This is a genomic window from Candidatus Obscuribacterales bacterium, assembly GCA_036703605.1.
Classification (GTDB): Bacteria; Cyanobacteriota; Cyanobacteriia; order RECH01; family RECH01; genus RECH01.
On sequence record DATNRH010000220.1, the window covers coordinates 1 to 15,769 of the forward strand.

Genomic DNA, 15,769 nt, shown 5'->3' on the forward strand with positions numbered 1-15,769 from the left:
AGCGATACCCAGGTGGGATGGTGCATCGAAATCTTGCTCTATTTTGGGCTAAGAGCTGAAAAAACCTAGTAAATCCGCAGAAAATCTTCACTGTTCGTCAATATGTTTATGAACATGTTCGTCAACAATAAAAGACAAGCAAGATTGATAAGACCTCGACGCCTGTGCTCCTACCCTTTAGCCCATCCCCCTTACCGCCTATTTCTGCTGCCTGGTTAGCGCGGCCCTCCACAGCGATCGCCGTAGACCTGCTCGGCTGTACCCTCGTGCGCCAGTTTGAGGATGGTTCCACCCTACGTAGCCTAATCGTGGAAACCGAAGCCTATGCTCCCGATGATCCGGCCTGCCACGCCTACCGCCGCCGTACGCCGCGCAATGCCGTCATGTTTGGGCCAGCAGGCTATAGCTATGTATACCTGATTTACGGTATGTACCATTGCTTAAATGTGGTCACTGATGCGGAAGATGTGCCCAGCGCAGTATTGATTCGGGCCGTGCAGTTGCAGCAAGAACCCCCAGGCGATCGCTCCCCCCAACCCCTCACACGTCTTGGCGCGGGCCCCGGCAAACTGTGTCGTGCCCTGCAGATCGATCGTTCCCACTCAGGACAACCCTTCATGCCAGGGCAACCGCTTTGGCTAGAACAGCGATCGCCTAGCCTGAATCAACAGATATCCACAGGAGCGATCGCCCTACACCAAACCACACGCATTGGCTTGACCCAAGGAGCCGATAGTCCTTGGCGCTGGTATATTCGCGACTCGGCAGCCGTGTCGAAGCGCTAGGGCCAAGCCGTATCTTGAACCTTCACCCTATTTCTCGTCTAAGAACATCACGTTGGGCCGAGGTTGCCACCACATTCTAGTTATCCTCCTCTGGACGAGACTCATCAACGGCAGGAAGCGATTGGGCTGAGGTGGCGGCAGGGGCTGTCGGCGTGGAGGGAAGCGCTGGCGGCGGTGTTGCAGCCTCTAGAGACTCCTTGGTGGATTGCAGTGTTTGCGCAAATTGAGCCTGATCGCGCAGCTCTTGGGTTGATGACACCAACCCACTCAACCCCTCAACCAAGTCCCGCAAATTATTGCGAAATTCTGGATCACCCATCAGCTCATCTAGGTCAGAGGTGATTTTCTGAGCATTTTGGAACGTGGCCCGGGCAGAATCCAGGGTCTGCTGGATCATCAGCAGGTTTTCTGGGCTACCCACCGTATCGGAAAAGTTGCGCAGGTTATTGGACGCGATCGCCGCATTTTCTGACAGAATCTGTAGATTTTCTACCAGTTCTCCGTTCTCAATCGCAGGACTGAGATTATCAACCACCCGTCGAAGCTGGAGGCTGGTCTCATTAATATTCTCTAAGGTGAGGACTAGGGTACTGCGGTTAGTATCGATCAGTTCATTCACCTGACGAGAGGTGATGCTGAGTTCTGTCGCAGCCTGTCCCACGGCGTCCGTGGTGCTGATGGCGGAAGCCGTGAGGGCACCTAGCTCACCTTCCAGAGTGCGGCTGAGGCTGGCAAACTCACGGGTGAGTTCCGATACGCCTTCCGCTGCATCAGCAGAATTGCGGGTCAATTCTCGCAGCTCGTCAAAGAAGCCGGTCTCCGTCAGCAGGTCAGCAATTTCCGTGGTTGAGCGAATCAAGGTATCGTAGCTAACACCCACCACACCATTGAGGCGATCGCCATTACAGAGGATCAACTGGGTGTCACAATCACTGGCCAGGGGATCAGCTCCTTCCATCACAGCCTCGGGCAACAGCACCTGAGGGAAGATATCAATAGACGTTTCTCCAATTAGCCCTACCTGATTGGCTTCAACAATCACATCCTTGGGGATAATCAAGCGGCTAGAGTCGATTTGAATCACCGCTTCCGCCGCATTGGAGGCTGTTTGGACATCTTGAATTTTACCCACCACCACGCCACGATAGCGCACAGGAGCCCCTGGACGCATCCCTGCCACGTTATCAAAGGTGATGCTGGCTTGATAGCTGCGGCGACCAAGGTTTAGCCCTTGAATCCAAAATGCTAGACCGCCAAAAAGTGCCAGTCCAACTAAGATGAGCAACCCTACCGAGCCTTCTCGCAGCGTTCTCGAGCGCATGATACGTCCTCACAGATGGTTTTCGGATGCCGTTGAACTCATCGTTTGTCCTGCTGGGCATCCATTCATTGACAAACATGGAACCGACCGACAGCCCCTAGCCTTTTTTACCAAGATCGATCCATTCCAAGCCCCTAGGACTCTCCAACCGCTGAGTTGTTTCCTCAAGCAGCCCAAGCATGAGCCATGGATAGGCAACCGAGACGGTCAGGAGGTTCACTCCAGCGATTTTAACGGGTACAGGCGTAATCTGGATAATACTTGATGGATTCGATAGGTGATTCTACCCCACTTGGATGGGGCCCTCAACACTACCGCTGAAGAACTGGCGCACGAGGGGCTGATCCGTGGTGTCAATATCTTGCACGAGCCCCTGCCATTGCACCTTGCCTTGATAGAGAAACACGATGCGATCGGTGGTGCGGCGGATAGTGCTGTCTTGATGGGTGACCATGACGTAGGTACTGCTGCCCGATCGCCCTTGGAGTTGGCGAATCAAATCTTCAATCACCGTGGAGGCGATTGGATCCAGACCGGCGGTGGGTTCATCGTACAGCAAGATTTCTGGTGATTCTGCCGGGCGTTCTGGGTTGGTAATAATGGCGCGGGCAAAGCTCACCCGTTTGCGCATCCCGCCAGACAGTTCTGCCGGTAAGCGATCGCCTGTGCCAGGCAAACCTACCATCTCTAGGCATTCATCAACCAGTTGACGGATGCGATCGCGGGGCAGTTTGGAATGTTGGTAGAGCAGGAAGCCAACGTTTTCATCCACGGTGAGGGAGTCAAACAGGGCGGCTTGCTGAAAGACCATACCGATACCGATAGGGTCGTGGTAATCACCCACCAGGCCTTCCCGCCGCTGCCCTTGGATGTAGATCTCGCCAGAGTCGGGGGCTAGCAGACCCGCAATAATCCGCAGGATGGTCGATTTTCCGGTTCCGGAGGGGCCAATAATCCCCAAGGCCTGTCCTCGGTAAATAGTTAGGTCTACATTGTCTAAAACGACGTGATCCTTGCCAAAGGACTTGCTGACGCCTTTTAGCTCAATAACGGGTTCACCCACTGACTGCACTGGTATCCTCCAACAAACTACACCGTATGATAGACGATGCAAGGCATGGCGACATCAGGGCGATCGCCCTTAGGATGTGACTTTTTTCGCGATTGCTGATCACGGTTGTACAACAAGAGACGAGTAGAGTTGAGGATCTTGGGGGGCGATCGCCTCAACCCTAATGAGCTGTCTTCACAACTTACCCAACAATTGTCATGTCTTTAAATCATTATCCGAGGACATGGAATGATGAAATAAGGCCAACTTGGAGCGATCGCTCCTCTTGGTTTTGTAAGAAGCGATCACCCTCTAGCTTGGGGCATAGCAACCGTCTTTTGACATCACTATGCCCCAGATAGGAGAATCTAACGTATCCTGGCGCAGTGCTTGTGCTAAGCCGCCACAAAGTCCTGACGGCTGAGATCATCAGCGTTGGTGCCTAGAACCAAGAGTAGGTTTTCTCGTCCTGCACGAATTAGCGTATTGCGACCGCGCTGAACGAAGGAAAGATCACCAAAACTTAGACCGCTAGATAAACCAATGCGATCGGTGCCTTGCTCAAAGTCAAACAGGATATCGCGTCCAGCCCGACGACCAATCACAAAGATATCGAGATCGGCTCCACCGATGAGGCGATCGTTGCCAAGACCACCGATCAAGGTATCGCGACCAGCACCGCCAATGAGGACATCGTTCCCCACTCCCCCATCTAGGACGTCACTGCCGGCATCTCCCAGAAGACGATCGTTGCCACGACCACCAAGGAGAGTATCGTTGTCATCGCCACCCCGCAGGATATCATTGCCAGCGCCGCCATTGAGCAGGTCGTTACCAGCATCGCCAAAGAGGCGATCGTTGCCGACTGCACCCAGTAGCGTATCATCGCCTGCCAAACCCAAGATAATGTCATTGCCAGCAAGTCCGTTGATAGTATCTGCATCGGGAGTGCCGGTGAGCACATCATTGCCTCGGGTAGCAAAGTCTGTGGCGTTGTAGTTGATGCTGAAAATGGTGGTGCTACCGCTGACTTCGTTGGATACGACGAGTAAGGGAAAACCGGTGGGGCTATCCTGAGCTGAGATAAATATCAGCCCTTCTGGCCCAAGCGGCCCCGCTGTCCCGGCTGCCGCATCACCTGCAAAGTCACGGGGGTTAATATACTCCACAAATTCTGCTGCGGATGGGTCAGTGATGTCATACACCATGACACCACCAATGCGCTCTAGCCCAATAAAGGCGTAGGTGCGTCCATTAATTTCTCCTAAAACGACACCTTCGGGCTCAGGCCCTTTGTTGTCGCTACGGCTCTCGAAGCTATCATTTTCGTCGTTGTTGGCATTAAAGTCATTGGGGAAGAGGCTAGCGGTAATCTGTTCGAAATCATCACCGCTATCGAACACAAGATTGCCTTGAGCATCCCAAATGGAGAAGGAACGGGAACCGTAGGCGTAGAGCGTCTCATACTCCCCATTTTCATTTTGCCCCAAAGTTGTGGTGACGGTTAAGCGGCCCAGTTGCTCATCACTTTGCAGATCTACAGCATTGGGGAAAGCCGTCGCATCTAAAATGAGATCTGCAATTCGTTCTTCTTCAGCAAAGCCAGCGTAGTCACGAGCATCCCCTTCATTGGCACTGACGATGAAGGTCTGTCCACCCACTGAATAAGTAGCGATCGCATCCGGCATATACATGCCAAAGACAGGCCAAGGTTGAATATTGATACCAGCATCGCGATCGCTAGCATCAATGCCATTACCGGGTAAGCTATGGTCTTTAAAGCCCAGGGGCAGAATATCGGTAATCTGTCCTGTTGTCAGATCGAGAACTGCAAAAGCATTGTTTTCCTGCAGCGCAATCCAGGCTGTGGTGGAATCGGCGGAGACAGCGATATATTCTGGCTCAAAATCTTGAGAGGTACTGGCATTGGGGCCAAAGATCCGTACACCAGCCGCAATTAAGTCTTCTCTCTGAGCATCAAAGGCATTAAACGTCGCCGTGGTGACATTGGTTTGGGTGACATTGGCAATACCGCCAGAGAGATCAATGATACTAACAGAGCCTTCTGGATCGACGGTGTAGTCATCACTGGGTTCACCTTCGTTGGCCACCAAGAGCTTAGTACCATCCGGCGTAAAGGTGACCATATCGGGCAGTGCGCCCACATCTACATTGCTGAGGGCCGCGGTGCCGTCGCCATCAGCGGCATAGAAGACAACCTGACCATTGGCTTGCTTGTTGGAGTTTTCGACAGCGATCGCCACGATGCCATTTTGTACTGCTACGCTGTTGGCAGCACCACCATTGCCAAAGGCTGATACATCAATGTCAAACAATTTAACCGGCTGACTAGGATCACTCAGATCAAGCACTTCAACAGTAGCGCTTTGAGCATTGACAACAAACAACCGCTGGGTTGTGGGATCGTAGGCTGGAATTTCTGCGGCGGATTGATCAAATACACCGGTTTCGTAATTGCCAATCACGCTGAGTTGAATATCAACCATAATAATCTCTACTTACATTACCCACTGGGAACTGGACGAACACATCTCAAGCCCTCGTATTTTCACGGAAGCTTGATAGAAAAGATTGGGCCGTTGCCACTTTCCCATACGGAGATGAAGGTGCGGTAAATTTTACGTTAAGAAAAGGTTGAAACCGCCTGACTAAGAAAACTAAGAAGGTATAGCTACATTGAGGCATAAGCGGCAACATCCGCTCTCTGATGGACATAGCTATATCAACGTAGCTGCTTACAGAGATTTGCTCCCTAAAGCTTCGTTGATGACCTTGCCATGGCGGCAGTGTCAACTTCAAATAAGATAATGTAAAACCACCATGACATGCATGAATAAAACCTAATTCCAATCCACCCAATCCTGAGCGAAAGCATGAGCTTTTCCAAGCAATCTAGTCCTACTAGTTTCGGTGTTGCTGAACTAGGAGATGAACCTCTAGCTATAGGATCTGAATCGCCATGCAGCATGTTTTGGAATCATACCGCTATTCAGCAACGCCCTATTTTCAACAGGCTGGAGCGACAATATCGTTCCTACGCTGAGCGTGGGAAGGCTCTAAGCGGCGCTCCCGCACCCAGATCTCAAGAGTCGCAGGAGCAACTAAGACAGGTGTCAATGCAGGAGCACCATAAGAAATCAAGAACCAAGAGGCATAGCCATCCATCTCCGGCATTGAAAGGTGCTAGAGGGCTAGGAGCGTAGCTTGTTCATATATAACGCTGATGGGCGTCTTAGGGAGGTGATTCCTAAAGATTGGACGGAACCATGGGCGGCGATCGCACCTTGAGGTTCCACTGAGCCATAGATCCAGGGAGCAAATCTGATGAAGAGGTCATGCTCTTAAGGGCAGAAACGGTCATTGGTGTAGTAGCCTAGGGAGAATGGTAATCCAGTCTGACTGGGTTGCACCGGATGTCTACCGTATATCTACCGTTATAATTGGGCGATCGCTCTCGCTCCCACTGTCTACCCATCCTAAAAATCGTCCCAGATTTGGGTCATGTAGATTTGTATGATCTAAGAGTAGTCGCGCTGTGGGCGTGGGCAATGCTAAGAAACACGTTGAGTCTGTCTCCTAGTGCTATCCGTTTTTTAAGTTTGGTTCTTAAGTTTAGGAAACGGGCAAGGAAACGATGAAGGTATTCATACCCATCTCGTTCCATGACAAACTACTAGGGTGTTTCTCCCGTTCAAAGCGCTATCGTACGTTGACCCTGCACACATCACGACCGTAATGCTTCATTGCCCCAACCATACCTGTCAGACTCGTAACCCAGAAACAAACCGGTTTTGCCAAGCCTGTGGCGCGTTTCTACCGAAACACTATCTGTGGGCGATCGGTCATGATGTGGATCAGTACCATCCCGGTGATATTCTCGCAAATCGATACTACTGCAAGGCTCCCCGCATTTTTCTGGACACCCAGCCTGGCATCAACCCAGACCCGTTTCAAGAATTGCCGGTGGATGTCAGTGCATACCTCAAGCTAGCACCCTACCGGCTGCATGTACCTCAACTCTATGACGTGGTTGCAATAGATGCGGCAGTAGGCCCAATCGTGCTGGTCAATGATAGCCCCATAGACGTTATGTCTTCGTTAGGCGTCGCCGATACGTCACCCGATCTGCGTAATCCATCACCGCCGGCCGAGGTCATGGTGCAATTACTGCCCATGCTCACCCAAGCCTGGCCCAAGGCGATCGCCCTCCGACAACTCAACTGGCTTTGGCAGATCGCCCAGCTTTGGCAGCCGCTGCAGCTTCAAGGAGTAGCCCGCACACTGCTGATACCGGACAATGTACGCGTGGAGGGAGGTCTTCTCCGTCTGTTAGAACTCCATGCTGATGACCCAGATCCACCGGATCTGAGTGAACTCGGTCGCCATTGGTTAGATTGGCTGCCCCAAACACAACCAGCGATCGCTCCCTTTTTTGAACATCTTTGCCGCCAGCTCACTCAAGGGCATATCCAAACCGTAGAGCAGCTCGTCGGCCGATTGGATGCGGCCCTGGCCCTAGCAGGGCGATCGCTCACCCGTCATGTCACCCTATCCACCCAAACAGATCAAGGGCCGCACCGTAAGCGCAATGAAGATGCCTGCTTTCCAGCCAGCGGTAGTCTAGAACGCTATACCCTGCCAGCCGCCTCGACAGAACCTAGCCCCTTACCCTTCGTGATAGTCTGTGATGGCATTGGTGGCCATCAAGGCGGTGACGTTGCCTCAGGATTGGCGATCGCCACCATTCAAGATCAGATCCAGGCCCTCCAGCCCCATCACCTCACCCCCCTCAGCCTCACCCTAGCGCTAGAACAAGCGGCCTGTGCGGCCAATGATGTGATTAGCCAGCGCAATGATCAAGAGCAGCGCCACGATCGCGAACGCATGGGAACCACCCTGGTGATGGGTTTAATCCACCAGCATGAACTGTATATCACCCACGTGGGTGATAGCCGCGCCTATCGCATTTCCCATCAGGGCTACCACCAGGTCACCCTGGATGACGACATCGCCTCCCGTGAGGTGCGTATGGGCTACAGTTCTTTCCGGCAGGCCCTACAGCAGCCCATTGGCGGTTCCCTGGTGCAGGCCTTGGGCATGGGCCCCTCGACGATTCTGCGTCCTACGGTGCAGCGCTTTATCTTAGACGAAGACTGTATCTTTTTGCTCTGCTCAGATGGTCTGAGCGATTTTGATCGCGTGGATGAATATTGGGATTCGACGCTGCTAGGTGTTTTGCAGCATAAGCTATCGGTGGAACAGGTGACCCGTGAGCTAGTCACCATTGCCAATACGCGCAACGGCCACGATAACGTCACCATTGGGCTGCTGTATTGTGCCGTCGAAGCGGCTCAAATGCCCACAATTCCAGCCAGCTTAGCGATCGCTCCTGATCCAACTCCAACCACCAACCGCCCCGAACCTGCTGCACCAACCCCCACGATCGCCGTCGAACCCCCCGCTAAGTCTGAATCACCCAACGTAGCTGCCCTCATTCTCAGCAGTTTGTTGCTGGTGGGGATTGGTGCCGTCATCGGCTATCTCCTCTTTCCCTCCGCCATTGAGCAGTGGCTGGTTCACTCCCCCGAGCCTGCTACAGAACCCACACCATCGGAGCTAGACGACCCCGTCGCTACATCTGCCCTAGAACCCTTGACAGAATTATCGACCCAAAACGTGATTCAACTGCGTCGTGCTCCCACCGATGGCGAGTTGCTGCTCTATGCCAATCCCCCATCTCCGACCACTGCAGCCGACGAGCCCGCTGCTAACCTAGAGTCTATCGGCCAGCCTGCCGTCGGCAGTGTATTTTTAGTTCAGAGTCGCGCAGCTACAACACCTGGTATTCCTTGGGTGCAGCTACAGATTTGTTCGACCCCCACCGATGCTAGCCTTGGGCGCGTGAGTCCCGCTCCCCTCGATCCAGAGGCTGAGCCCGACCCGTCTAATCCCGAAGTGGGTGGAGAGTCACTCCCCACCTCTCGGGACGAGTTGTCTAGCGATCTCCTACAACCCGGTGATCAAGGCTGGGCTTTAGAGAGCGATCTCCTGCCGCTGGTTGACCGCTTGGCGGATCCAACACCAGAACTCTTAGGAACCTGCACGCCACCCAATTCTTAGATCGCTAAACGGCCGCAGCTACCGGGGCGGGTTCATACAAATACTCAAACCAGTTGCCATCGGGGTCACGACCGTAGAACGATGCCGTGCCGTCTCGATGCTCATGGACTGGGGTGACATGCACGCCCTCTGCCTGCAATCGTTGGTAGGCCGCATCGACCTCAGCGCGATCGCTAAACACAAAGCCAAAGTGGGGCCCAGCTTGGTCATACTGGGGGCTGAGGAGGGCCAAGCCATCATCACCAGCTTTTAGGTAGGCCCAATCAGCATCCTTCCAAGCCAGCTCCATGCCTAGGCTTTGATAAAACTTAGCCGCGCGTTCAATATCATCAACACAGATCGCCACGTGGCCAATTCGCTTCAAATTCATAGCATCCCCTTTGACGTTTCAATCACACAACCATCCCTCACGACATCCCTCAGGGGCGATCGCTGCCTGTCTTCAGACACCCTTGGCAAGGCGTAGAGGGCTCTAGTTCTATTGTATGGCCGACGAGGGGAGGTGGTCATAGAGGGGGGCGATCGCCCCCGAGATGGCCCCCTCTATCGCGATACGATTATCTCAACCGCATCAATTATCTCAACCGCATCAATCCTGCGCCACCCATACGGACACAGAACCCGCCGGACAGCGAAAGTCGGCCCAGCCCTCCTCATTGGTGGTCACCGGCTCATCAATATGTTCAGTAATGTCCACATAAACCTGATTAGCCCGCCCAACTTCCATCCACTTGCTGCCGTCTCCCCCATTGCTGAGCACCACTGCCACGCCGCCGGGATGTTCTTCATCCCCCAAGCGCGTCCAGCCGATGGTATTGGGATGGTCGAAGTAGTCATATTGATCGCCATAGGCATAGTCTCGGCGAACCTGTAAGAACTTATCGATCAGCCACTGATGGCTATCAAGCCAAATTTCATACTCCTGACCATCCCGTCCCACATCTTTATAATGGGCTCCGTAATAATCTGCCACAAAAATACAGGGATATCCATCAGCCCGGAGCAGAATCAACGCATAGGCAATAGGTTTAAACCATCCTTCCACCACAGATTCTAGAGACTGGAGCGGTTGGGAATCGTGATTGTCAACTAGGGTAACAGCTAAGGCAGGCTGATCCTTCACTAGCGTATCATCAAAGATTTGACGCATATCATAGTTGTCACCTTGCTTACTGGCTGTACTGAAGTTGTAGTGCAACGGTGCATCGAATAGCATCACGTCGCCACCCGTTACCTCAATAAAGTGGTGCAGCGCTTCCACGCCACCCGACCAATATTCTCCTACAGCAAACAGTGGTCGCTCTGTACGTTGGCGCACATGACTCAGCCATTCCGGAAAAAAGCCAGCCTTCACATGCTTAACTGCATCAAACCGAAATCCATCGATCTGGGTCGTCTTGACATACCATTCTCCCCAGTAGTCTAGCTCGCCCCGCACCTCAGGATGCCCCATATCTAGATCACAGCCCATCAGATAATCAAAGCCGCCCTTTTCTAGATCTACACCTTCATCAAACGCCTTTCCCTCAAACAAATAAATAGCATCTTCCGCATCGTTGAGAGCATTGTAATCAACAGCATCAAAGTGCCACCAGTGCCACTCCATGGTGGAATACTTACCTTGGCGTCCAGGAAAGGTGAAGTGCGTCCAGGCTTTGATGGTTTGGGTGTCGCCAATGGACTGGCGGCGATCGCCAGGGCTGTAGGGACGTGCCTGAAACTCTTCCTCATGGTCAGCGCCTAGCCGATGGTTGAGGACAACATCAGCATAGACTTCGATACCCGCTGCTTGAGCCGTCTTGATGGCGTTGATGTACTCATCCTTAGTACCGTACTTAGTCGGAATAGATCCCTTTTGATCAAATTCCCCTAAATCAAATAAGTCATAAACCCCATAACCTACATCATATCCGCCACCTGTTCCCTTATAGGCTGGAGGAAGCCACACTGCGGTAATCCCTGCCTCTGCCAATGCCTGAGCGTTTTCTGCTAGCTCATTCCAAAGGTTTCCTCCGGGAGGAGTATACCAATGGAAGTACTGCATCATAACACCATTTACATTTGCCATAAAAGCCTTTTGAAGTACCTTGAGGAATAGTGAACCCGAGATTGAGGAACAGCATGATCAATCCCTCAAGCATAGCTTGATTCCTCTCCGTTGTGGCTATCATTGTTCAACGTACGTGCTATTTGTTAGATCTCAAGATATTGATACACGGCACAATAGCGATCGCCCTCAAGCAGCAGTTGCGTCCTGCCTTACAGCAAATCCAGATGGCACTTTTGGAACCAGCCACCAGCGATCGCGTGTTTGCCATGGGCATGTCTGATTATGTGGAATTCACGTTGCTGCTGGCATCGCACGACTGAAACTTCTCCAGCTTGTCAGTGGTGGCGATCGGTAGTTTTAGAAGTAAATAGGATAATTTAGCTGCTATCTAACGGTGTGCTTGAGCGGCTGTAGATAGCCTTTGCAATTCACCCATGTCGCCAGTCCACTCCAAGCGAATTGTTATACAGCAGGGCGTTGATGTATACAAGTATGAATGGCTCAATCCACCCTCTCCCTGGGGAGAAGGATTGGGAATGAAGGCCAATCATCGATCAATTCAGCAATTCCTACAGCAGTTATGGCTGTTGCCAGTCAGCTTAGGAGAGTAGAAAGGGTGTGGGGGCTGCACCCTACATTGACCATCGTAGTGTGGTGTGCAACAACTCCGACTATAAAACTTGAAATGTATTTTTTGGGGAAGGTAAGCCTCGTGTAACGGCAAGCTGTTAAGTTTGTTTAGCCAAATCGGCAACAATTGCACTCAGTTGAACCAGATCAAAGGGTTTAGCTATGTGCATTTGAAACCCAGCCTCGATCACCCGTTGTTGTTCTGCTTGACTGGCATAGCCCGTCAGCGCGATCGCTGGAATTTGGCCGCCAGCCTCCGCACTCAGTGATCGCACCTGCTGAATCAGGAAGTAACCATCTTCCTCAGGCAATCCGAGATCAGAAATCAACACATCATAGCGGTCAGGGCTTTCGGTGAGCGCCGCGATCGCTTCTCTGGCAGTAGTTACGGCCACCACCTCTGCTCCGTAACTTTCTAGCATCATCTGGCAGGTTGCCAGCACCATGACCTGATCGTCAACCACCAGGATCCGCAAACCTTCTAAAGTAGGGGACAGCGGCGAAGCGTTCGAAGAAGTTGCTACAATCAGCGATGAGGTTGGGGGCGGCACGTATAAAGGCAACCGCACGGTCATGGTGGTTCCTTGTCCTTCGCCGGGACTGTCGGCGCACACAGTGCCACCATGCATCTCGACGAGATTCTGCACGATCGCCAAGCCCAACCCTGGATTGACTTTTCTAGTACTAGAATCGACCTGATAAAACTGCTCGAAAATATGCGGTAATAAATCTGCTGGAATACCAATTCCTGTGTCACTGACTTGAATTTGCGCCTGCTGGTCAATCTGCGACAGCGTGATGTCTAACCGTCCACCCGCAGGCGTAAACTTAATTGCGTTTGAGAGCAGATTCGACAGCACTTGCTGCAAGCGTTCGGCATCCCCCAAGACGGTGATCGAATTCAACGATGACACTAACTGAATATTTTTTTCTGCCACCGCTAAATGAACGCTGTCAAGTGCCGCTCGAACTACTAACTCCAAGTCGAGCGGACAGCGATTCATCTGCAGATTATTGCTCGTAATCCGTGAGAGATCCAAAATATCCTCAATCAGTCGATTTTGTGTCTTGGCATTCTGCTCAATCGCTGCTAGAGCTTGCTTTGCCACCGGGTCGTCGCGGTCGCGGGTGCGGAGCAGATACACCCATCCCAGCAGTGAGGAGAGAGGATTTCGCAGTTCATGGGACAGATTAGCGAGAAATTCATCTTTGGCACGATTGGCCGCTTCAAGCTGCTGGCGCGCTGTGCGCTCGGTAACATCTGAGATCGCCAGCAAAATCATGTCTGTGTTGTCTTCTCGGGGCAGTCTGCACGCATTGAGCAGCATGTTTTTACGCCCAATCTGCTCAAACTCATGATTGACCTCAAAATCCTGCACCGCAGGCTCACCCGCCAGAACACCGCTCAACATCGATCGCAGGGCGGGAATATCCCACTGCCCATTGCCTAATTCAAACAGCCGCCTGTGGATGGTTTCAGCATCAGAAACCTGAAATGTCTCGTAAAACGCTCGATTTGCGGCATTCACCCGGAAATCAGTGTCCAGCACCACTAGCGGAATTTGCACCGTCTCAATGATGGTTTCTGCATAGTTGCGAGCAATTTCTAGGACAGCGGCGTAGCGTTTGAGGGCATCAATATCCTGCAGCACCAGCGTCACACCGTCAATTTGGTTTTCAGTAGTGCGATAGGGGCGAATGCGGAGGCTATACCAGTACCCGGCGTCTGTTTGAATCTCCTGTTCTTTCGTATTGAGGGTTTCTAACACCTCCACAATCATCGGTTCTAGCTGGGAAACATTAAAATTGCCATGCAGATCCGTGAAGGGGCGTCCGATGTCGGTGGGGATGAAATTAAACAGTCGCTGGGCGGTTGGTGTAAAGCGGCGAATCCTTAAGTCATTCGTCAGCATCACAATCGGGATATTGATGCTGGCGATAAAGTTGTTGAGATCGCTATTGTCTCGATTCTGCTGCAGATTCCGGTTTCGCAGCTCTTCATTGGTGGTCGAGAGTTCTTCATTGGTAACCTGAATTTCTTCCTTCGCCGTTTGCAGTTCTTCGTTCGTGCTCTGCAGTTCTTCATTGCTCGATAGAATCTCTTCATTGGCGATGCGGAGGTTTTGGTTGAGCTGGTTTTGCTCCTGAATCACCGCTTGCAGATGCGCCTGGGCCGAAAGTTCGCGCTGGGTGGCGGCAGCTAGCGCCTGGCGCAGCGTTAAAAGCTCACGCGCTAAGTCCGCTGGCTCCAGGTTTTCTACCGTCGCCAGACTGGTGAGCGGGGTAGAAGCAGGGGCAGAGGGCGAGATGAGACTAAACAGCACCAAAAAATAGAGTGCATTGGTCAGGGCTGGGCGAAAAGGCAGCACCTCTAGATTCAGTTGCGGTCGCTCACCCTGTTCCATTTGAATGTTTTCCTGCCGCACCAGCACGTTCTCTGTTTGGGCCTGATACAGGGCGGTGCGAAGGGGGGTAACCAGCCCGTCGCGTGCCATAGACAGCAGGTTTAGCTCTGTGGTGCTGGGGGTCAACTTCAGGTAAAGATCGAGGTCGCCGCGCATCTGTAAGACCTGCATCTGTTCATCGACCACCACCGATAGCGGCATGTAGCGATTGGCAATCAGCTGGTCAACTTCGCGGGCTAAATCAAAGGGAATGGAACGGCTTTCTGGGATGCGCTGCGGACTCTGGAGGCTGGGGCTGAGGGAAGACGTGGTGGTAAACGCAAATAGGGGATTTGATAAGCTCAATTTTCGAGCATAGATTTTGCAGGCTTCATCCACAGGCACAAACAAATTTGAGGCAGTTTTGACGCTTTCTGACGTACCCAATACCAGGCAGCCAGTTAGGTTGAGGCTGTAATGAAACAACGCCATGATGCGCTCTTGCAGGCGATCGGATAAATAAATCAGCAGGTTGCGACAGCTAATTAGATCGAGATTCGAGAACGGGGGATCGGTCGCTAAGTTATGCCGAGCAAACACACAGAATTCGCGAATGGTACTGCTAATTTGATAGCCGCCCCCCGCCTGGGGGACAAAGAACCGACTTTTACGCTCTGGTGAAACGCCTTCCATCTGGCTTTCCAGGTATAAGCCCGACCGGGCTTTGCTGATGGCTGTTTCACTAATGTCGGTGGCAAAAATTTGAATTGGTGGCACGGTGGCGCGATCGCTAAAAAACTCCAACAAGCAGATGGCGAGGGAGTAGACTTCTTCCCCGGTGGAACAGCCCGCCACCCAAATCCGCAGCGGCACATCGCTGGTTTTGTTGCGGCTGATTCTGGGGAAAACCTGGGTCTTCAATTGCTCAAACACGGGCGGATCGCGAAAGAAACTGGTCACATGGATCAGAATTTCTTCGTACAGCGCCTGAATTTCGTCCCTGTGCGTTTGCAAATAGTCCGCGTATGCGGCCAGACTGTCTAGCTTATAGAGCAGCATCCGTCGCTGGATGCGGCGCTCCAGCGACGCCGGTTTATATTCAGTAAAGTCAACACCCGTGGTCGTACGTAGGAGGGAAAAAATTTGGCTGAGCGGATCACCCGGTTCCGGAGGTAGCGCCTGGATGATCGGCAACGGTTCTGACTGCCCCAGAAGCGGGTTGCGACTGAGATGGCTCAGTTCTGTAGCAATGGTTTGCGGCGGCAACACAAAATCGACATTGCCCGTTGCCACCGCCGTATTGGGCATGCTGTTAAATCGCGCCGTGGCATCACATTCGGCAAAGGTGACACCCCCCGCAATCTTGATGGCTTTCACCCCCTCCGCACCGTCGCCATCCATCCCCGA

At 52.5% G+C, this 15,769-nt stretch carries 9 protein-coding genes; 3 read left to right on the forward strand and 6 right to left on the reverse strand.

Going from position 1 to position 15,769, the window contains the following annotated elements:
- The first annotated feature begins 164 nt into the window (after positions 1–164).
- A complete protein-coding gene (locus V6D20_04660; GenBank protein ID HEY9815084.1) occupies positions 165–785 on the forward strand; it encodes a DNA-3-methyladenine glycosylase in 621 nt (206 codons plus the stop codon).
- Positions 786–861: 76 nt separating this feature from the next.
- On the opposite strand, the gene V6D20_04665 is transcribed toward V6D20_04660, so the two are convergent.
- The 3 genes from V6D20_04665 to V6D20_04675 all read right to left on the reverse strand — a co-directional run bounded on the left by V6D20_04665 (position 862) and on the right by V6D20_04675 (position 5,664).
- The gene (locus V6D20_04665; protein ID HEY9815085.1) at positions 862–2,106 is read right to left on the reverse strand and encodes an MlaD family protein; all 1,245 of its coding nucleotides are present in this window, start codon (positions 2,104–2,106) and stop codon (positions 862–864) included.
- 283 nt (positions 2,107–2,389) lie between these two features.
- Positions 2,390–3,178 carry an ABC transporter ATP-binding protein gene (locus V6D20_04670; protein ID HEY9815086.1) on the reverse strand — a complete coding sequence of 263 codons (789 nt, stop codon included), beginning with the start codon at positions 3,176–3,178 and terminating at the stop codon, positions 2,390–2,392.
- Positions 3,179–3,552: 374 nt separating this feature from the next.
- Positions 3,553–5,664 carry a choice-of-anchor I family protein gene (locus tag V6D20_04675; protein HEY9815087.1) on the reverse strand — a complete coding sequence of 704 codons (2,112 nt, stop codon included), beginning with the start codon at positions 5,662–5,664 and terminating at the stop codon, positions 3,553–3,555.
- Between the two features lie 1,249 nt (positions 5,665–6,913).
- Here V6D20_04675 and V6D20_04680 point away from each other — a divergent pair.
- Positions 6,914–9,298: a protein phosphatase 2C domain-containing protein gene (locus V6D20_04680; protein ID HEY9815088.1), complete on the forward strand. Its 2,385-nt coding sequence runs from the start codon at positions 6,914–6,916 to the stop codon at positions 9,296–9,298.
- A 4-nt stretch (positions 9,299–9,302) separates the two neighbouring features.
- Here V6D20_04680 and V6D20_04685 read toward each other — a convergent pair whose 3' ends face one another.
- Both V6D20_04685 and V6D20_04690 read right to left on the reverse strand, forming a co-directional pair.
- A complete protein-coding gene (locus tag V6D20_04685; GenBank protein HEY9815089.1) occupies positions 9,303–9,668 on the reverse strand; it encodes a VOC family protein in 366 nt (121 codons plus the stop codon).
- A gap of 219 nt (positions 9,669–9,887) precedes the next feature.
- Complete coding sequence (locus V6D20_04690; GenBank protein ID HEY9815090.1) at positions 9,888–11,366, reverse strand: alpha-amylase; 1,479 nt, start codon at positions 11,364–11,366, stop codon at positions 9,888–9,890.
- A 140-nt stretch (positions 11,367–11,506) separates the two neighbouring features.
- Between V6D20_04690 and V6D20_04695 the strand changes: the two genes are divergently transcribed.
- Positions 11,507–11,668 (forward strand): hypothetical protein, encoded by a 162-nt coding sequence (locus V6D20_04695; protein HEY9815091.1) that lies wholly within the window; start codon positions 11,507–11,509, stop codon positions 11,666–11,668.
- Between the two features lie 408 nt (positions 11,669–12,076).
- Here V6D20_04695 and V6D20_04700 read toward each other — a convergent pair.
- On the reverse strand, positions 12,077–15,769 hold a 3,693-nt coding region (locus V6D20_04700), incomplete at its 5' end, for a CheR family methyltransferase (GenBank protein HEY9815092.1).